Origin of the sequence: Collinsella sp. An307 (assembly GCF_002161805.1) — a bacterium.
In the GTDB taxonomy this organism is placed as follows: domain Bacteria; phylum Actinomycetota; class Coriobacteriia; order Coriobacteriales; family Coriobacteriaceae; genus Coprousia.
Window position 1 is genome coordinate 269,619 of sequence record NZ_NFIP01000001.1, and the last position, 18,016, is coordinate 287,634.

At 63.3% G+C, this 18,016-nt stretch carries 17 protein-coding genes and 1 other RNA gene; 16 read left to right on the top strand and 2 right to left on the bottom strand.

The window, feature by feature from the left end:
* The first annotated feature begins 51 nt into the window (after positions 1–51).
* The 13 genes from ftsZ to B5F89_RS01260 all read left to right on the top strand — a co-directional run bounded on the left by ftsZ (position 52) and on the right by B5F89_RS01260 (position 11,243).
* On the top strand, positions 52–1,188 hold the full coding sequence (gene ftsZ, locus B5F89_RS01200; RefSeq protein WP_087429973.1) for a cell division protein FtsZ: 1,137 nt from the start codon (positions 52–54) through the stop codon (positions 1,186–1,188).
* Positions 1,189–1,259: 71 nt separating this feature from the next.
* A complete protein-coding gene (locus B5F89_RS01205; RefSeq protein ID WP_087429974.1) occupies positions 1,260–2,057 on the top strand; it encodes a polyphenol oxidase family protein in 798 nt (265 codons plus the stop codon).
* Positions 2,058–2,350: 293 nt separating this feature from the next.
* Entirely contained in the window at positions 2,351–3,220 is an 870-nt protein-coding gene (locus tag B5F89_RS01210; RefSeq protein WP_087429975.1) for a PhoU domain-containing protein, read from the top strand.
* 134 nt (positions 3,221–3,354) lie between these two features.
* A complete protein-coding gene (locus B5F89_RS01215; protein WP_087429976.1) occupies positions 3,355–4,110 on the top strand; it encodes a YggS family pyridoxal phosphate-dependent enzyme in 756 nt (251 codons plus the stop codon).
* A 74-nt stretch (positions 4,111–4,184) separates the two neighbouring features.
* Positions 4,185–4,901 (top strand): cell division protein SepF, encoded by a 717-nt coding sequence (locus tag B5F89_RS01220; RefSeq protein WP_087429977.1) that lies wholly within the window; start codon positions 4,185–4,187, stop codon positions 4,899–4,901.
* A 24-nt stretch (positions 4,902–4,925) separates the two neighbouring features.
* The gene (locus tag B5F89_RS01225) at positions 4,926–5,180 is read left to right on the top strand and encodes a YggT family protein (protein ID WP_255375145.1); all 255 of its coding nucleotides are present in this window, start codon (positions 4,926–4,928) and stop codon (positions 5,178–5,180) included.
* Positions 5,181–5,235: 55 nt separating this feature from the next.
* Positions 5,236–5,880 (top strand): DivIVA domain-containing protein, encoded by a 645-nt coding sequence (locus tag B5F89_RS01230; protein ID WP_087429979.1) that lies wholly within the window; start codon positions 5,236–5,238, stop codon positions 5,878–5,880.
* 213 nt (positions 5,881–6,093) lie between these two features.
* Complete coding sequence (locus tag B5F89_RS01235) at positions 6,094–7,206, top strand: hypothetical protein (RefSeq protein WP_143758316.1); 1,113 nt, start codon at positions 6,094–6,096, stop codon at positions 7,204–7,206.
* Positions 7,207–7,310: 104 nt separating this feature from the next.
* The gene (locus B5F89_RS01240) at positions 7,311–7,991 is read left to right on the top strand and encodes a PspA/IM30 family protein (RefSeq protein ID WP_087429981.1); all 681 of its coding nucleotides are present in this window, start codon (positions 7,311–7,313) and stop codon (positions 7,989–7,991) included.
* 91 nt (positions 7,992–8,082) lie between these two features.
* Positions 8,083–8,438: RNase P RNA component class A (rnpB, locus tag B5F89_RS01245), an RNA gene on the top strand.
* Positions 8,439–8,686: 248 nt separating this feature from the next.
* The gene (locus B5F89_RS01250; protein ID WP_087429982.1) at positions 8,687–9,739 is read left to right on the top strand and encodes an inorganic phosphate transporter; all 1,053 of its coding nucleotides are present in this window, start codon (positions 8,687–8,689) and stop codon (positions 9,737–9,739) included.
* A gap of 77 nt (positions 9,740–9,816) precedes the next feature.
* Positions 9,817–10,440: a DUF47 family protein gene (locus B5F89_RS01255; protein WP_087429983.1), complete on the top strand. Its 624-nt coding sequence runs from the start codon at positions 9,817–9,819 to the stop codon at positions 10,438–10,440.
* A 167-nt stretch (positions 10,441–10,607) separates the two neighbouring features.
* Positions 10,608–11,243, top strand: a complete 636-nt coding sequence (locus tag B5F89_RS01260) for a YigZ family protein (RefSeq protein ID WP_087429984.1) — start codon at positions 10,608–10,610, stop codon at positions 11,241–11,243.
* A 145-nt stretch (positions 11,244–11,388) separates the two neighbouring features.
* On the opposite strand, the gene B5F89_RS01265 is transcribed toward B5F89_RS01260, so the two are convergent.
* Positions 11,389–12,153, bottom strand: a complete 765-nt coding sequence (locus B5F89_RS01265; RefSeq protein WP_087429985.1) for an aminoglycoside phosphotransferase family protein — start codon at positions 12,151–12,153, stop codon at positions 11,389–11,391.
* An 86-nt stretch (positions 12,154–12,239) separates the two neighbouring features.
* Positions 12,240–14,885 (bottom strand): bifunctional acetaldehyde-CoA/alcohol dehydrogenase, encoded by a 2,646-nt coding sequence (gene adhE / locus B5F89_RS01270; protein ID WP_087429986.1) that lies wholly within the window; start codon positions 14,883–14,885, stop codon positions 12,240–12,242.
* Between the two features lie 201 nt (positions 14,886–15,086).
* Between adhE and glp the strand changes: the two genes are divergently transcribed.
* The 3 genes from glp to modA all read left to right on the top strand — a co-directional run bounded on the left by glp (position 15,087) and on the right by modA (position 17,913).
* Positions 15,087–16,349 carry a gephyrin-like molybdotransferase Glp gene (gene glp / locus B5F89_RS01275; protein ID WP_087429987.1) on the top strand — a complete coding sequence of 421 codons (1,263 nt, stop codon included), beginning with the start codon at positions 15,087–15,089 and terminating at the stop codon, positions 16,347–16,349.
* Positions 16,350–16,352: 3 nt separating this feature from the next.
* A complete protein-coding gene (locus B5F89_RS01280) occupies positions 16,353–16,826 on the top strand; it encodes a MogA/MoaB family molybdenum cofactor biosynthesis protein (protein ID WP_087429988.1) in 474 nt (157 codons plus the stop codon).
* A 217-nt stretch (positions 16,827–17,043) separates the two neighbouring features.
* Positions 17,044–17,913, top strand: coding sequence for a molybdate ABC transporter substrate-binding protein (gene modA / locus B5F89_RS01285; RefSeq protein WP_087429989.1), 870 nt, complete (start codon positions 17,044–17,046; stop codon positions 17,911–17,913).
* Positions 17,914–18,016 lie beyond the last annotated feature (103 nt).

Sequence of the window (18,016 nt, forward strand, 5' to 3'; positions counted from 1 at the left end):
AGGTTATCTACGTCAGCCAAGATGGCTCAACCCGTCGCATCGGAGGACCACATGCACGAGAACGAGATCAACAACTATCTTGCCGTCATCAAGGTGGTCGGCGTGGGCGGTGGCGGCACCAACGCGGTCAACCGCATGATCGAGGAGGGCATCCGCGGCGTCGAGTTCGTTGCCATCAACACCGATGCCCAGGCTCTCGCCATCTCCGATGCCGACATCAAGGTGCACATCGGCACCGACATCACGCGTGGCCTTGGCGCTGGCGCCAACCCCGAGATCGGCCGTAAGGCGGCAGACGAGAGCCGTGACGACATCAAGGAGGCGCTCGCTGGTGCCGACATGGTGTTCATCACCGCGGGCGAGGGCGGCGGCACCGGTACGGGCGCTGCCCCCATTGTGGCCGACATCGCCATGAACGACATCGGCGCGCTCACCGTCGCCGTTGTCACCAAGCCCTTCACCTTTGAGGGCCGCAAGCGCAAGAAGTCCGCTGAGGAGGGCATCGACACCCTCGCTCAGAGCGTGGACACCATGATCGTCATCCCTAACGACAAGCTGCTCGACATCGCCGAGAAGAAGACCACTATGCTCGAGGCCTTCTCCATGGCAGACGCCGTCCTCTCGCAGGGCACCCAGGGCATCACCGACCTCATCACCGTCCCCGGCGTCATCAACCTCGACTTCGCTGACGTCAAGACGATCATGAAGCAGGCCGGTACCGCCATGATGGGCATCGGCACCGCCTCCGGTGACACCCGCGCGGTCGACGCCGCACAGCAGGCCATCTCGAGCCCGCTTCTCGAGAGCTCCATCGACGGCGCCACCCGCGTGCTGCTCTCCATCGCCGGCTCCAAGGACCTCGGCATCCAGGAGATCAACGACGCCGCCGACCTCGTTGCCAGCGCCGTCGACCCCGAGGCCAACATCATCTTCGGTACCGTCGTGGACGAGTCGCTGGGCGATCAGGTGCGCATCACCGTTATCGCTACCGGCTTCTCCGATGCCAACGTTAGCCGTCAGGACGAGCTCTTCTCCGCATCGTCCAAGGCCTCTGACGCGGCTCCCGCGCGCACGGCCGCTCCCGCTGCCCCTGCCGCGAGCAGCCGCACCATCGGTGGCGAGCAGGTCCACAACTTTGGCAACGACCAGTTCGAGCTGCCCGACTTCCTGAAGCGCGGCAACTTCTAAGGCAACGGCCAACACAGCGGTTTTGAGGCGCCCCGGCTTGTTCCGGGGCGCTTTTGATAAGGAGGTACAACGTGAGTTCACTTGAACGCAAAGATCATGAGGGCGTCGTCTTGAACGAGGCGCGCGTGGGCGCGGTGCATCTGGCGTTCACCGAGCGGACAGGCGGCGTCTCCATGCCGCCCTTTACCTCCCTTAACCTGGGTGCGCATGTGGGCGATGACCCGGACGCGGTGGCTGAGAACCGGCGCCGGGCGCTTGAGGCGCTCGGGTGCGGGGCGTGCGCTGAGCGCCTGCTCGTGCCCAGCCAGGTGCACGGCGACCATATCGCCGTCGTGCGGTCGGCCGATGAGGCGGAGCTCGCCCGCGTGAGAGAAGAGATCGCTGCCGGCGCCGACGGCATCGTCTGCTGCGTGCCCGGTGTACCGGTGTTGCTCAACTTTGCCGACTGCGTTCCAGTCATCCTTGCGTGCGAAGGCGGCTTTGCCGTGGTCCACTCCGGCTGGAAGGGAACGATCGCGGCCATCGCCGGCAAGGCTGCGCGCATGCTTTCCGATACCACGGGATGTGCGCCCGGGCAGATCTTTGCCTTCATAGGCCCGCATATCACCGGGGTGGAGTACGAGGTCTCCGAGGAGCTCATCGAGCGCTTTGCCGCGCGGTTCCCGCAGGCGGTGCATGCGGGGTCCTCGCGCCTGCTCGACCTCGCCGCGTGCATCCGTGTAGCACTCGCCGAGGCGGGTGTGCCCGAAGATAGCGTTTGCGACCCGGGTCTCTCCACCGTGGGCAACAACGACCGGTTCTTCTCCTATCGTGCCGAGAAGGGTACCTGCGGGCGTCACGGTGCCCTGGCGGTGATGGGGGAGGTGTAGGCGCCTCTCCGCCGTGCATTTGGCGCGTATGAGGGCGTGAACATTTGTGAAAGTGCAAATTATTTCACATTCCGAAAAAGTTCCCCTCGCCTTCACGTTGCTTCACTTGGAGCTCACTTGGGGACGGAGTCAAATCGTGCAGCCAGTGGCACGGGTGGCCATGACCAAGCCCTTTGCGGCGCTACCGTGACCGTGCGCTTACAAAACCCTGACACCCGACCTCTAGACTGGCAACCGTATGCCATCCACGCTCGGGGCGGCATCCCGCCCGGCATCCGATTGGAGTCTAGAACATGCGCAAACTCTTCTCCCGTCAGCTCGTCGAGGCGCGTCACGAGATGCTCTCCATCTACGAGGTCATCGACCTTACGCTCCACGACGCGGTTCGCTCCTTTGTGACCGATGACAAGAAGCTCGCGAGCAAGGCCAAAAAGCAGGCGCTCCGCATCGATGCGCGCTGCGCCAACCTCGAGGCGGTCTGCTACAACCTCATCGCCACCCAGGGTCCCGTGGCCTCCGACTTCCGCCTGCTCCAGACCATCATCTACACCAACTTCTGCCTGCAGCGCATGTGCGACAAGGTGCGCCGCATCGCTCGCGCCGCCCAGCATAAGGTCGTCTCCGGCATCGAGCTGCCCGCTGAGCTCGTCGAGCTCGTCGAGGCGGAGGCCGGCAGCGTCTACAAGGTGCTCGGCACCTCGGCCTCTGTGCTTGTCACCAACGACCTCGCACTGCTGCGCACCCTGAACGCGCAGGAGGAGGACACGCACGGCATCTACGAGGAGTTCTTCCGCGCCTACAACCGCATGGCCGCCATGCAGATCGATGACGACCGCTCGCTTGACGACCTCCGCCGCGTCATCATGGTCTCGCGCTACCTCGACCGCTGCGCCCAGTACGCCATCGACGCCGCTGGTCGCATCACCTTCCTGCTCACCGGTCAGCGCTGGAGCGCCGCGGACATCGCTGGCATCGACGAGGAGGAGCTCGAGGGCATGCGCGTCCCCTCCGGCGAGGGCGTCATCCTGCGTCCCGCGGCCGACGCCGCCTGCATCGCGCGCATTCCCGCCTCCGAGCTCACCCAGGCGGTCGTCACGCTCATCGAGAATCCCGAGGACGAGGACGATGATGAGGATGAGGACGAGGAGGACGACCTCGCCTAGTCCCGCCGGGGGCTGCCTTGTGCCGTCTTCGTAAACCTTTTGCTCTTGAGGGCGCACCTCCCACAAGGGGGTGCGCCCCTTTGCTAGTATGGTCGAGGGCGCACCCGCGCCCGCTAGCGCAAAGAGGGTAATCCATGGGTGATACGGCATCAGGCCAGGCATATCTCGATTGCATCCGCCGTCGGCGCGAGGAGATTCTCGCGCGCGTCGATGCGGCCCTTGCACGCTCGGGCCGCGCGGTGGACGCCGCGCGCGTCATGGCGGTCTCCAAGACGGTAGGGGTGGACGAGGTCGCCGCCGCCATAGAGGCTGGCTACCGCTTCTTTGGCGAGAACCGCCCTCAGGAGCTCATCCGCAAGCTGGAGGGGCTCGCGGCGCGCGAGGGCTTGGCGCCCGTTCGCTTCGATATGATCGGCAACCTCCAGAAGAACAAGATCAACGCCGTGCTCGGCCGCGTGGACCTCATCCATTCGGTGAGCTCGCTCCATCTTGCCCAGGCCATCTCCGACCGCGCGAAGCGCCGCCTGGCGGAAGGCGCACTCGCCCGTCCCCAGGACGTGCTGCTCGAGGTGAACATCTCGGGTGAGCAGTCTAAATCGGGATTTGAGCCCGATGAGCTCCGTCGCACCATCGAGGAGTTGCAGGGACTTCGTGGAATCCGTATACGCGGCCTTATGACGATGGCCCCAAGAGGGGATAACGTGATGGCGCACCGCACGTTCGCGGGCCTGCGCGACCTGCGCGACGAGCTGGCCGGCCGCTATCCGGAGCTTACGCTTGAGGAGCTTTCCTGCGGCATGAGCGAGGACTTTGAGGCGGCGCTCGAGGAGGGCTCGACTCTGGTGCGTTTGGGCAGAGTGGTCTTTGACCCCGCCTTTGAGCTAGAATAGCAGGTACGCGGTTTCTTTTGGCATAGCCGGAAGCCGATTCTGTAGATACACTCCGTTTGGGGGAGTTGAGAAACGTGGGATTCTTAGACGAGATCAAGAGCCGCCTTCCGTTCGGCCAGCAGTTGCCCTTCGGTCAGGATGACTACGCTGCCGACGGCTACGAGGACGACTATTACGACGGCGAGGGCTACGACGCCGAATACGGCACGCAGGACGCCTCCTACGGCCAGGGCTATGCCGCTCAGGACACCCCGTCCAACGGCGTTCTCGGCCAGACGCGCCGCGGTGAGGCCGAGTCGGTAGCGGTCTATACGCGCTCCGGCCAGCTGGTCGGCGATGCGGACCGTCATGCGACCACGTACAACCCGCCTGCGCGCTCCCATGAGGACTATCGTCCCGGCGCCTATGACACGCCGTCGAGCTATGCCGCGCAGACCCGTGCCCGCGCCGCTGCAACCCCGACTCCCGCCTCTTCGATGACCGAGAGCCACGCCGCATCGATTCTGAACGCGACGCCCCAGCTCCCGATTTATGAGCTTCGCCCTGAGAGCTATGACGACGTCGAGACGGTGGTGCGTCGCGTGCGCACCAAGCAGCCGGTGGCGCTCATCTTCGTTGGTGTTCGCACCGAGGTCGCCAAGCGCGTGCTCGACTTTAGCTACGGCTTTGCCTGCGGTCTTGGCGCCACGGTCCGCGAGGTGGGCGACCGTGTCTTTGTCGTTCTGCCGCAGGGCTGCGAGGTCACTGATTCCGACCTTGCCAAGCTCCGCGCTGACGGATACCTCAAGTAGCAGGGGCTGATTACCATTTATCAAATCGCACAGCTTGTCAGCACACTCGTAAACTTCTACGAGACGCTCATCCTCGTGTACATCATCCTCATGTGGTTCCCGCTGCGCGAGGGTGGCATCGCCTATGACGTGGCGATGGTGCTCCGCTCCCTCTGCGAGCCGTTCCTGTCGATCTTCCGGCGCATCATCCCGCCCATGGGCGGCATTGACTTCTCGCCGGTTATTGCAGTTCTTGCGTTGAACGTCATCGCTCGTTTGGTAATAGGTATACTGGTTTAGACGCAAATCCCGGGCGCGGTAGGCCCGGGCCTCGCGATGAGAAGGAGATTATCCTATGGCTATCACACCTGCAGACATCCAGGCCCAGACGTTCTCCGAGGCCAAGCGCGGTTACGATCCCGCTGAGGTCGACGTTTTCCTTGAGCAGCTCGCCTCCGAGGTCGACGCCATGCTCTCCAAGATCGTCGATCTTAAGAACCGCCTGACCGCTACCGAGCACGAGCTCGCCGACGCTCAGGCTCAACTTGCGGCTCAGCCCGCGGCCGCTCCGGTTGTCGCCGCCGCGCCGCAGCACGATTTCTCCGCCACCGAGCGCCAGATCTCTGCTGCCCTCATCTCCGCCCAGCAGACCGCTGACACCATCGTTGCCGACGCCCAGCAGAACGCCCAGCGCATCTGCGACGAGGCCGACGCCAAGGCGCGTGACGTCATCCGTCAGGCGCTTCAGGAGAAGCAGAACGAGCTCGCCGAGATCGACCGCCTGAAGGCCTCCCGCGAGGAGTTCAAGAACGAGTACCTGAAGCTCATCCAGCACTTCATGGACGACGCTCAGAACTCCTTCCCGTCCGACCTGCTCTCCTCTGCTCCGGTCGGTTCCTCCGCGGCTCCTGCTCCGGCGCCCGCTCCCGCGCCTGAGCCCGCCCCGGTTGCCGATCCCTTCGCTCCGATCGACAACTTCGTCGCGGACGACCTCGACTAGTTGGGTCCGTTATCCGTCTGTTGAAGCGCCCTGCCCCGTGCAGGGCGCTTTTTCATGACGCTCCACCTTACAGGGGGACGTTTCTTCTGTCCGTCTGGGCCGTCTACCGAGCCAGCGCGCACGGGACGTGCGCATAAGGGCATAATGTTCGAAAGAAATCTTAGGCATCGAGGGCTTTGCGCCGTCGGTGTATGCGTGTGAGAGGGGATGCCCATGGGCAGATCGTTTGGGGGCGGCAGGTCCGGTGGAGGCGGTGGCTTCCGTGGCGGCGGTCGCAGCTTTGGAGGGTTTTCCGGCGGCAGACGAAGCGGTGGACGGAGCTTTGGCTCCGGCTTTGGCGGCGGTTCTCGTCCCGGTGGCTTTGGGTCGCCCCGTCCCGGGGTCTTTGGTGGGGGATTTGCCCCACGTCCCACCCGCAGCTTCTTTGGCGGCGGGGGAGGGAGCGGCATCTGGCCGTTTCTCGCCGGTATGGGTATCGGTCGCAGTATGAACAACAACGTGTCGCCCGCAGGGCCTGCGGGCCCCGGTCCGCAGGGGCCGGCGCCGGCGTCCGGGGGCTGCGGCTGCGGCTGCATCGTCGTGGTTATCGTCGCGCTCGTCTGCGCTTTGATATCGACCGCGCTCACCTCGGTTACGTCCTGCAGTACCTCGACGGTGGAGATTACGGCGTCTACGCACGAGCGCGAGGCGCTTCCTGCGGGCGCGGCGGAGAAGACGGTGCTCTATGACGACGCGGATGGCGATTGGATTCACAGCCCGGCTGTGGTCGAGCAGGGCCTTGAGGAGTTCTACGACCTGACGGGCGTCCGCCCCTTCCTCTATATCCTTCCCAACGGCACCTCGACCTCTGCTACCGAGCTCGGTCAAGTGGCGCTTCAGCTCTATGACGAGCTCTTTGACGACGAGGCGCACTTTGTGCTGGTGTTCTGCGACGACGGACAGGGCTCGTTCACCTGCGGATACGCTGCTGGCTCCCAAGCGAAGTCGGTGATGGATGACGAGGCGATAGGTATCCTCTCCGACTACCTCGACCGCTATTACCAGGACCTCTCCATCGACCAGGAGGAGATCTTCTCGCGCGCCTTCGCCGATACCGCCGAGCGCATCATGACCGTTACCACATCGCCTATCGTCTACGTTGCAGGTGCGGTTGCGGTGGTCGCCGTTGTGGGCGGCATCGTCTTCGTCGTGCGCAAGCGCGCCGAGGCACGCCAGAGCGAGCAGGAGCACCTCGAGGAGGTTCTCAACACGCCGCTTGAGACCTTCGGCGATGCAAAGCTCGACGACCTTGAGGAGAAGTACCGTTCGCCGTCAAACGACGATTGAGGCGCTTGCGCAAGTTCTCGCAAGGGTACAAGGTAGGCTAACCGCGCGCTCGGGGGTTGAGCGCGCCTGAAGCGGATGGGTCCGCCTAGAGGAGGAGTTCCACCATGGGAATGCTCGACCGTTTTGCCGACATCATCAAGGCAAATGTTAACGATCTGCTCGACCGCGCGGAGGATCCCGCCAAGATGGTCGATCAGTACCTGCGCGACCTCACCGAGTCGCTCGCCGAGGTGAAGGAGGAGACCGCCGGCGTCATGGCCGAGGAGGCCCGTACCGCCCGCATGGTCTCCGAGAACAACAAGGAAGTCGAGAAGTACGACGGCCTTGCCCGCCGCGCCCTCCAGGCCGGCAACGAGGGCGATGCCCGCACCTTCCTTGCCAAGAAGCAGCAGCTCGAGGCCCAGGGCGAGAGCCTTGCCGCCGCGGCGGAGGCTGCGCGCGACAACGCCGAGAAGATGCGCGCCATCCACGACAAGCTCGTGAATGACATCGAGACCCTGCGCGGCCGCCGTGAGGCCATCAAGGCCAAGGTCGCCGTCGCCAAGACGCAAGATCAGGTCAACAAGGTCTCTTCTGCCGGTGACAGCGCTGCCGCCGCTATGAGCGCCTTCGACCGTATGGAGGCCAAGGCCGACGAGATGCTCGACCGCTCCAACGCTATGACCGAGCTCAACGCCGACCCCACCGACCCGGCTGCCGACCTCGAGCGCAAGTACGCCGAGGCTGGCTCCACCGCCGCGGTGGACGAGGAGCTCGCCAAGCTCAAGGAGGAGATGGGCCTCTAGGTCCCTCTACCAATAGGGTTCGCGTAGATTCGGCGCCCGTCGGCTTCGGTCGGCGGGCGCCGTGCTATATCGTGCTACAATCGTGAGCCGCGAAGCGGGCCAGACGGTCGCGCGCCGGTGCATGCCGGCGTGAGGAAAGTCCGGGCTCCACAGGGCAGAATGCTGGCTAACGGCCAGGCGGGGCGACCCGACGGAAAGTGCCGCAGAAAAGAAGACTCCCACCTGCGCGCGAGCGTAAAGGGAAAAGCTGAAACGGTGGTGTAAGAGACCACCAGCGTCGCGGCGACGCGGCGGCTGGGTAAACCCCATTCGGAGCAAGCGCGAATAGGAGCGCCATGGGCCGGCCCGGTCCGCGCTCGGGTAGCGTGCGAAGAGCCGCACGGTAACGTGCGTGCCAAGATAAATGACCGTCCGCGACAGAACCCGGCTTATCGGCCCGCTTCGCATCCTCTTTGTATGGCTGATTTCGTCTCCATGAGGTCTTCTCTCGGTAAGCGCAATGTAAGGGAATCGTAAGCTGCCGTTGCCGTTCACGGAATATCTGCAGCTAGGAGAACCGCTCGGCGCGCTATAGGTCACGTTTGCCCATCTAAAATGTCAGCTCTGCGTTAGTAGACGGTCAAGAACCGCTAAAATGGTGCAGGTTGTTCCAACGATGCGCCACGTGGCGCATGTCCTGAGGGAAAAGAGCATACGTGGATTTCTCACTAGCGCTGTTTTTGCAGGAGGTTGTGGCAAATCCCATTCTTGCCATCACCGTCCTGCTCACGCTCGGCGTCATCTTCGTCAACGGTTGGACCGACGCCCCTAACTCCATTGCAACCTGTGTCACCACGCGCTGCATGAATGCGCGCCCCGCAATCATCATGAGCGCCATCTTCAACTTCCTCGGCGTCCTCATCATGACGCACCTGAATGCCTCGGTTGCCTCCACCATCTCTAATATGGTTGACTTTGGCACCAATACGCAGATGGCCCTCGTGGCGCTTTGCGCCGCTCTTTTCTCCATCGTTGTCTACAGCGTGGGCGCCTCCATCTTTGGCATCCCCACGAGCGAGAGCCACTCGCTTATCGCCGGCCTTACGGGCGCGGCACTCGCCACGCAGGGCGGCCTTGACGGCGTGAATATGGACGAATGGGTCAAGGTTCTCTACGGCCTCGTGCTGAGCCTCGCCATCGGCTTTGCGCTCGGCTGGGGCATCTGCAAGGGCCTCACCGTCATCTGCCACAACATCGACCGTCGTCGAGCCAACGGCTTCTTCACTGGCGCCCAGATTTTTGGCGCTGCGGCCATGAGCTTCATGCACGGCGCTCAGGACGGACAGAAGTTCATCGGCGTCCTTCTGCTCGGCGTGGCCTTCTGCAATGGCGAGCCCAACGTCTCCGGCGCCGTCATCCCGGTTTGGCTCATGATCCTCTGCTCCACGGTCATGGGCGTGGGTACGTCCGTAGGCGGCGAGAAGATCATCAAGTCCGTCGGTATGGACATGGTCAAGCTCGAGAAGTATCAGGGCTTCTCGGCCGACCTCGCCGGCGCCATCTGCATCCTGCTCTCCACCGTCTTTGGTATCCCGGTTTCCACCACGCACACCAAGACGAGCGCCATCATGGGTGTGGGCGCGGTGAAGCGCCTCTCGGCCATTAACTTTACTGTCGTGCGCGACATGGTGCTCACCTGGATCTTCACCTTCCCGGGTTGCGGTCTTATCAGCTTCTTGATGGCGAAGATCTTCCTCATGGTCTTCTAGGTTTCTCTGTTACGGCTCGCGCGGCGCGCCCGCGCTCGATATTGCACGGAAACGTTCATTTGGGAGGATGTATCCACATGGCTAGGAAAAACGACGCGTTCTACTTCGACTCGTTCCGCAAGCACGCGGAGCTCTCTTGCCAGGCGGCGGCGCTGCTCGGCGAGGTCATGCGCTCCTATAACATCGAGGAGTTCAAGGGCGCGGTCGACAAGATGCACGAGATCGAGCAGGCTGCGGACGAGATCAAGCACGAGATCAACGACGCACTCGTGACCGCGTTTGTCACTCCCATCGAGCGCGAGGACATCGCGATGCTCTCCGAGAACCTCGACACCGTTACCGACCGTATCGAGGGCGTGATGCACCGTCTGTACTTCGATAACATCACCGAGATTCGCCCCGACGCGCTCGAGCTCGTCGAGATGATCGAGCGCGCATGCACCGAGATGTGCGCGCTGCTCGAGGACCTGCCTCAGTTCAAGCGCTCTAAGACGCTGCGCAAGCACGTCATTGCCATCAACGATACCGAGGAGGAGGCGGACCACGCCTACATCCGCGCCATGCGTACCCTCCACACGACCGAGACCGACGCCCTCAAGGTCTTTGGCTGGCACGAGGTCTACACGTTCCTCGAGTACTGCGTCGACAGCTGCGAGCATGTTGCCGATACGGTCAGCAGCATCGTGATGAAGAACTCGTAGCGGATCGCTTCATACGCACGCGGGAGGCCCCGTTTTCTCCTGTGAGGTACGCTTCCAAAACCTCACAGGAGAAATCGGGGCCTCCTGACGTTGCGACAAGCGTTCCGCTACAATGGCAGCGATACGAGCGGAGGTGCCCGTGCATTGTGGGGCATGTAGGAGGGGCTGTGGAGAGCTATAGGACGTTGCGCGCGGGAGCTTGTGCGCAAGGGGAGTTCGAGGACCGTCGCAGTCGGTTTATCGCCCAGCTCGTGCATGTGGAGAGCCCGGCGGAGGCCGATGCCCATCAGGCTGCCGTGCGCGCCCGTCACTACGATGCCCGTCACAACGTCCCCGCATGGATCCTCGCCGACGGCACGGAGCGTGCAAGCGACGACGGTGAGCCCCAGCGTACGAGCGGCATGCCCACGCTCGAGGTGCTCCGCGGGGCCGGCTTGCGCGACGTGTGCTGCGTCACCACCCGTTACTTTGGCGGCACCCTTTTGGGTCCTGGCGGTCTCGTGCGTGCCTATACAGCGGCGGCTCAGGCAGCGGTGGCATCCGCTGAGGACGAGGGTCTTATCGTCGAGATGACGAGCGTCGTCCCGGTTTCCCTTGCCGTCTCCTACGCTCAGTATGACCAGGTGCGCGATATGGTGGAACGCACGGGCGGAAAGATCGGCGAGACCACGTATACCGATGCCGTGGCACTTGAGCTCACCTACCGAGCAGGGGAGCAGGAGGCGTTTCTTGCCGCGGTGCGTGAGCGCTTCAACGCGACACTTGCGCCCGAGGTGGGGGCTCAGCATTTTGCCGAGTTCTAGGGGGCGTTCTCGCGCTTTCTATCATTTACCGGTACCGTCTATCGACACTAGCCATCGGCACTAAAAAGGGCTCCTTCCCGGAGGAAGGAGCCCGTAAGACGCATAGCTTGCTGGCGAATAGACGTCAACTAACCTTTAGCAGTCCTTAGCCCTGGTAATCGACGACGTCGACCCAGCTCATGAGGAACTCCTCGTCAACCTTGCGCTTGCGCGCGAGCTCGGAGGCGGCTACGATGCTCATCCACTGGCGGACGACCTGCATCGGCATGTCGGCGCGCTCGCAGTAGAGCTCGAGGTAGGCGTCGGCCTGCTCCTTGGAGTGGAGGGCAAACAGCAGGTAGGTCATAGCGGCGTCGGCGGCAGGGGAGCCCTGGGTGGCGTGAGCCCAGTCGCAGACGTAGAGCTGACCGTCCTCACCGACGATGACGTTGGTGGGGTTGAAGTCGCCGTGGCAGACATAGCCCTTGCTCTTAAGGCCGTTCAGGCGCTCGAGCAGGTTGTAGCGGGTGGTCGCATTGATCTGGTCGAGGGAGTTGATCATGCGGGTGTACTTGTCGAACTGACGGTTCAGCTGCGTACAGGTGTAACCGTTGATCTCGATCTGAAGATCGACAAACTGCTCGAGGTACTCACCAAAGCGCTGGGGCTCGGCGTCCATCTTCTCGGCGAGGGTGACACCCGGGATCTTGCTGGTGATGAGGGCCCAGCCGCCGTTGTCGAGCTGAGTGACCTCAAGAGCCTTGGGGCTGCGGATGCCGGTCTCGTTGATGCGCGCGAGGTTGAGGGCCTCGTTGAAGATGTCGGAGACGGGCTTGTTCTCGTTGAACACCTTGGCGATCTTGTCGCCCAGATCGTAGACGGTCTTGTTGCCGCGATGGACGATCTCGGTCTTGGAGTCGGGAAGGATCATGGTGTGTCCTTTCTAGAAGGGGAGAACAGGACGAGAGGTCGGGGCGGACGTTGCCGCCCCGATACCATTATAGGCGCATCTGGGCCTTAGTCCTCGTAGGACTGCGGCTCGCGACCATAGTACGCATCAAGGAAGAGCTCCTTGATCTCGCTCATGAGCGGGTAGCGCGGGTTGGCGCCGGTGCACTGGTCGTTGAAGGCGTTCTCGGTCATCTCGTCGAGAGTCTCGAGGAAGTACTTCTCGTCCACACCGTACTCGGCGATGGTCTTCTTGATGCCGATGGTCTCCATGAGCTGCTCGAGCTTGGCGATGAAGTTCTCAAAGACCTCACGGTCGTCAGCACCGGTGCAGCCGGCGTAGCGGCCGAGCTCGGCGTAGTCATGCAGCGCGTGCGGATACTGGTACTGCGAGAAGGTGCCCATCTTGACGGGCTTCTCGGCAGCGTTGTAGCGCATGACGCGGGTGAGCAGCACCGCGTTGGCCAGGCCGTGCGGCAGGTGATGGTAGGCACCGAGCTTGTGGGCCATGGAGTGGTTGAGGCCGAGGAAGGCGTTGGCGAAGGCCATGCCGGCGAGGCAGGAGGCGTTGTGCATCTCCTCGCGGGCGTGCGGGTCGGCAGCACCCTTCTCGTAAGCCGCGGGCAGGTTCTCGAAGACGAGCTTGACGGCGCGCATGGACAGACCGCGCGTGTAGTCGGAGCTCATGATCGAGACGTAGGACTCGATGGCGTGGGTCATAACGTCGATACCAGAGGCGCAGGTGAGGCCCTTGGGAGCGGTCATGGCGTTGTCAACGTCGACGATGGCCATGTTCGGCAGGAGCTGGTAGTCGGTGATGGGCCACTTGAGGCCGGTCTCGGCGTCGGTGATGATGGCGAACGGCGTCACCTCGGAGCCGGTGCCCGAAGAGGTCGGGACGGCGACGAAGTAGGCCTTGTTACCCATCTCGGGGAAGGTGTAGACGCGCTTGCGGATGTCCATGAAGTCCATGGCCATGTCCTCGAAGTTCGCCTCGGGGTGCTCGTAGAGCAGCCACATGATCTTGCCGGCGTCCATAGCGGAGCCGCCGCCGATAGCGATGATGAGGTCGGGCTCAAAGAGCTTCATGCGCTCGACGCCCTTCATGGCGTCCTGCAGGCGCGGGTCGGGCTGGATGTCGTAGAACGCGTCGTGCGCGATGCCCAGCTCGTCGAGCTTCTCCTCGATGGCACGGCAGTTGCCGTTCTTGTACAGGAACTGGTCGGTCACGATGAAGGCGCGCTTCTTGCCCATGACGCGGCCGAGCTCCTCGATGGCGACGGGCGTGCAGCCCTTCTTGAAGTAAATCTTCTCGGGAGCGCGGAACCAGAGCATGTTCTCGCGGCGCTCCGCCACGGTCTTGATGTTCAGCAAGTGCTTCACCCCAACGTTCTCGGAGACGGAGTTACCACCCCAGGAGCCGCAGCCCAGCGTGAGGGACGGCTTCATGGCGAAGTTGTAGAGGTCGCCGATGCCACCCTGGCTGGAGGGCGTGTTGATGACGATACGGCAGGCGGCCATGGTCTCCTCAAAGAGGGAGATCTTCTCCTTCTCGGCCGGGTGGACGTAGAGCGAGGCGGTGTGGCCCGGGCCACCGGCGAGCACGAGGTGCTCGGCCTTGTCGACGGCCTCCTGGAAGTCCTTCGCGTGGTACATAGCGAGCACCGGCGAGAGCTTCTCGTGGGAGAACTCCTCCTTGAGCGGATCGGTGGAGGTGCACTCGACAATCAGGATCTTGGTCTTGGCCGGGACCTTGATGCCGGCGAGCTCGGCGATCTGGGGAGCAGGCATACCGGGGATGCGGTGATCGAGGGCGCCGTTCTTGAACATGGCGGCACGCAGGGCCTCGACCTCCTTGCCCTTCTTGACAAAGTAGCAGCCGCGGTACTGGAACTCGGCCTTGACCTCATCGTAGATGGAGTCAAGAGCGGTCACGGACTGCTCGGAGGCGCAGATCATGCCGTTGTCGAAGGTCTTGGAGTGGATGATGGAGTTGACGGCGAGCTTGATGTCGGCCGTGTCGTCGATGACGACGGGGGTGTTGCCGGCGCCGACGCCGAGGGCGGGCTTGCCGGAGGAGTAAGCGGCCTTCACCATGCCGGGGCCACCGGTGGCGAGGATGATGTCAACATCGCTCATGAGCTTGTTGGTGAGCTCGAGGGAGGGCTGGTCGATCCAGCCGATGATGCCCTCGGGAGCGCCGGCCTTGACGGCGGCCTCGAGCACGACCTTAGCGGCGGCGATGGTGCACTTGGCCGCTGCGGGGTGCGGGGAGATGATGATGGCGTTGCGGGTCTTCAGGCAGATGAGGCACTTGAAGATCGCGGTCGAGGTGGGGTTGGTGGTCGGGATGACCGCGCCCACGATGCCGATGGGCTCGGCAACCTTGGTGATGCCGTACGCATCGTCACGCTCGATGACACCGCAGGTCTTGGTGTTCTTGTACGCGTTGTAGATGTACTCGGCGGCGTAGTGGTTCTTGATGACCTTGTCCTCGACGATGCCGCGGCCGGTGTCCTCGACCGCGAGCTTGGCCAGTGGGATACGCTGCTTGTTGGCAGCCATGGCGGCCTCGTAGAAGATCTTGTCGACCTGCTCCTGCGTGTAGGTGGCGAAGACCTTTTGGGCCTCGCGCATGTGCGCGAGCTTTGCCTCGAGGGCATCAACGGAGTCGATGACCTCCGGTGCGGCGGCTACCGCGTTTTTTTTCACCATGTGTCTCTCCTGTCGACTGGTGACTTACCCTACAGTCCAAATTTTAGCAAGTATGTGTTCGGTAAGCGGCTGATTTCCGGTAAACGGCAGATTAAAACGTTTCATTTATTTGGAACGCTTCAATTGTCGAGAGAAGATGGGCTTCGCGTCTCTTTATAGTTATGCGAGAATAAAGAAACGGTATGTACCAAGGAGGTTCTGATGGCAGAGCAGATGATTTCTGTTGAAGAGGCGCGCGCCATCGTGCTCGCGCACATTACACCGACCGATGCTATTGAGGTTGAGACATGGCGCGCGGTGGGGTTGCCGCTTGCGGAGGATATTACGACCGATATTGACCTCTCTCCCTTTGCTAACAGCGCCATGGACGGTTACGCCGTGCACAGCGAGGACCTGGCCGCCGCCACGTCTGACGCGCCCGTCATCCTCGACGTTGTGGGTCATGAGGCGGCGGGTCATGTATATACCGGCTCGGTGGGGGCCGGTCAGGCCGTGCGCATCATGACGGGCGCGCCCGTGCCCGAAGGGCTTGACGCCGTTGTGAAGTACGAGATCGTCGACGTGTTGGATGGCGACGGCAACGAGGGCTCGCGCATCGCGTTCACGCGCCCCGCCAAAGTGGGGGAGAACATTCGCGAGGCCGGTCTCGAGGCGCATGCGGGCGAGCGCGTCCTCGCGGCGGGCGAGGTGCTCACGTCCGCAGGTGCGGGGCTCGCCGCGTCGGCGGGCCATGAGAAGGTGCGCGTGCACCGTGCCCCTGTGGTAGGCGTGCTCTCCGTCGGCACCGAGCTTGTCGGCGTGACGGACGTTCCTGCGCGCGGGCAGATCCGCGACGCCAACGCGACCGCGCTGCTCGCCGCGGCACTGGAGGCGGGGGCCGAGCCCCGTTTCTTCGGCATCGCCTGCGACGACGAGGCGGCAATCGCCGCGAGCGTCCACGAGATGGTCGCGTCGTGCGACTTCGTCATCACGAGCGGCGGGGCGTCCGCGGGAGACTATGACTTTATCGAAGAGCTCGTGCGCCGCGAGGGAGAGGTGCTCTTCGACCGCATCTCGATGCGCCCGGGTAAGGCCATCACCTTCGGCATCCTGGGCGGAAAGCCGTTTCTTGGACTCTCCGGGAATCCGGCGGCGGCGTGTGTTGGCTTCGAGATGCTCGCTCGCCCGGCCATCCGCGCTATGCGCGGCCACACCGCGCTCGACCGCCCCGTTCAGAGCGCGCGCGTAGACGCACCCATCACCAAGCGCCAGGCGCGACGCTTCTACGATCGCGCGCGCGTAGTGCGCGACCCTGTGACCGGCGCGCTTGCCGTCGATCACTCCTTCTCGCAGAACTCTGCTCTTCTGGGGACGCTCCACCGCGCGAACTGCCTGCTCGTCGTTCCCGAGGGCATGCAGGGGCTTGAGGCCGGCGACATGGCGGATGTGGTGCGCATCGACCTTCCGGAAGGGGTTGAGCTCTAGATTATGGATATCAGAATCGCCATCATCACCTGCTCGGACACGCGCGATCTTGCTGCCGATGAGGCGGGAGCTGCCCTCGAGTCGCTTATCGCCGAGGCCGGCTGGACCTGTGCCTGCCATACCGTGGTGCGAGACGACGAGGACGAGATCTCGCGCGCCATTGTGGATGCAACCGACGTTGCCGCCGCAGACATCGTCATCACGTGCGGCGGGACGGGACTGTCGTTGCGTGACGTCACGCCCGAGGCGACCGCGCGGGTCTGCGAGCGCGACGTGCCCGGTATTGCCGAGGCTGTGCGTGCCTACTCTATGACCAAGACGCGGCGTGCCATGCTCTCGCGCGCTCGCTGCATGCAGCGCGGGCGTGCCCTCGTGGTGAACTTTCCCGGCTCGACCAAGGCGGCACGCGAGAGCTGGGAGGGCATTGCCGACCAGTTTGAGCACGCCGTCAAGATGAGTGCCGGTGGCGGTCATTAGGGGCTGCCCACCAACTTGAGGTGATTATTGCGCCGTTTTGCTATCTGGGATAATTCAAGGTCGCCCGAGGCAGAGGCCGGTTTTGCCGTTGAGGCGAAAAACTCGCGATGTAAGTGGGCTTCCTCCCCACTAAACTTGCGCTTCTCTATTATCCTCAAATGAGTATAATGATGAGCAGGTTAGATGTGCCTGATAGGGCACGGGGAAAGGGGCATCTATGAAGGACCTGCTTGTTTCGCGTCGTAGCATCGCTGGTTTTGGCGTGGCGGCGGCCGCAGTGGCGCTCACCGCTTGCGGTAACACCGCTGCAGAGGGCAGCGCGCCGGCGGCGGGGTCCGCATCCGCCGAGTCGTCTGACGGCTCCGTCCAGCTCCAGGTCTTCGCCGCCAACTCACTTGAGAAGGCCATGCCCGAGGTCGAGGCGCTCTACACGGAGCAGACCGGCGTGACCTTTGCGGACACCCAGTACAAGGGCTCGGGTGACCTCGTCGAGCAGATGCGCGGCGGTGCCCCCGTCGACATCCTCATTACCGCCTCGGCGGGCACCATGGACGATGCCGAGGAGGCGGGACTCGTCGATGCGGACACGCGTGAGGACATGTTCGTGAACGACCTCGTCATCGTGCGTGCGGAGGGGTCGGATATCGAGATTTCCTCGCTCAAGGACGTTGCCTCCGTCGACGGCAACATCGCAATCGGCGAGCCCGGCGCGGTGCCGGCGGGCAAGTACGCCAACCAGGCACTCGCGAGTGTGGGCCTCTACACCGAGGACGAGGGCGAGGGCGGCGAGTACGATGCCTCCATCGCCGATAAGGTGGTCCAGGCAGACAAGGTCGGTACCGCCGCACAGTACGTCTCGACCGGTGACTGCGTCATCGGATTCGTCTACACCTCGGACGTATACCGCTATGACGGTATCGAGGTCGCCTATACGTGCCCTGCCGAGAGCCACAAGGCGATCGTCTACCCGGGCGCGGTGGCGACAAGCTCCGAGAACGCCGACGCCGCAGCTGACTTCCTCGCGTTTTGCATGGATAACGAGGACGCGCTCGCCATCTGGGCCGAGTACGGCTTCGAGCTCGCCTAGCGCGTCTTGCCCGGTTGGGGTGCGCGCCCCGACGGCTCAGGTATACTCGTCGCATGATGAACGCTCGCCAACATAGCATGTTCCCCCCTAGTCGCCCCGCACG

Coding starts and splice junctions, on each gene's coding strand:
- ftsZ (WP_087429973.1), top strand. CDS start 52: ATGCACGAGAACGAGATCAACAACTATCTTGCCGTCATCAAGGTGGTC.
- B5F89_RS01210 (WP_087429975.1), top strand. CDS start 2,351: ATGCGCAAACTCTTCTCCCGTCAGCTCGTCGAGGCGCGTCACGAGATG.
- B5F89_RS01215 (WP_087429976.1), top strand. CDS start 3,355: ATGGGTGATACGGCATCAGGCCAGGCATATCTCGATTGCATCCGCCGT.
- B5F89_RS01230 (WP_087429979.1), top strand. CDS start 5,236: ATGGCTATCACACCTGCAGACATCCAGGCCCAGACGTTCTCCGAGGCC.
- B5F89_RS01235 (WP_143758316.1), top strand. CDS start 6,094: ATGGGCAGATCGTTTGGGGGCGGCAGGTCCGGTGGAGGCGGTGGCTTC.
- B5F89_RS01240 (WP_087429981.1), top strand. CDS start 7,311: ATGGGAATGCTCGACCGTTTTGCCGACATCATCAAGGCAAATGTTAAC.
- B5F89_RS01255 (WP_087429983.1), top strand. CDS start 9,817: ATGGCTAGGAAAAACGACGCGTTCTACTTCGACTCGTTCCGCAAGCAC.
- B5F89_RS01265 (WP_087429985.1), bottom strand. CDS start 12,153: ATGATCCTTCCCGACTCCAAGACCGAGATCGTCCATCGCGGCAACAAG.
- adhE (WP_087429986.1), bottom strand. CDS start 14,885: ATGGTGAAAAAAAACGCGGTAGCCGCCGCACCGGAGGTCATCGACTCC.
- glp (WP_087429987.1), top strand. CDS start 15,087: ATGGCAGAGCAGATGATTTCTGTTGAAGAGGCGCGCGCCATCGTGCTC.
- B5F89_RS01280 (WP_087429988.1), top strand. CDS start 16,353: ATGGATATCAGAATCGCCATCATCACCTGCTCGGACACGCGCGATCTT.
- modA (WP_087429989.1), top strand. CDS start 17,044: ATGAAGGACCTGCTTGTTTCGCGTCGTAGCATCGCTGGTTTTGGCGTG.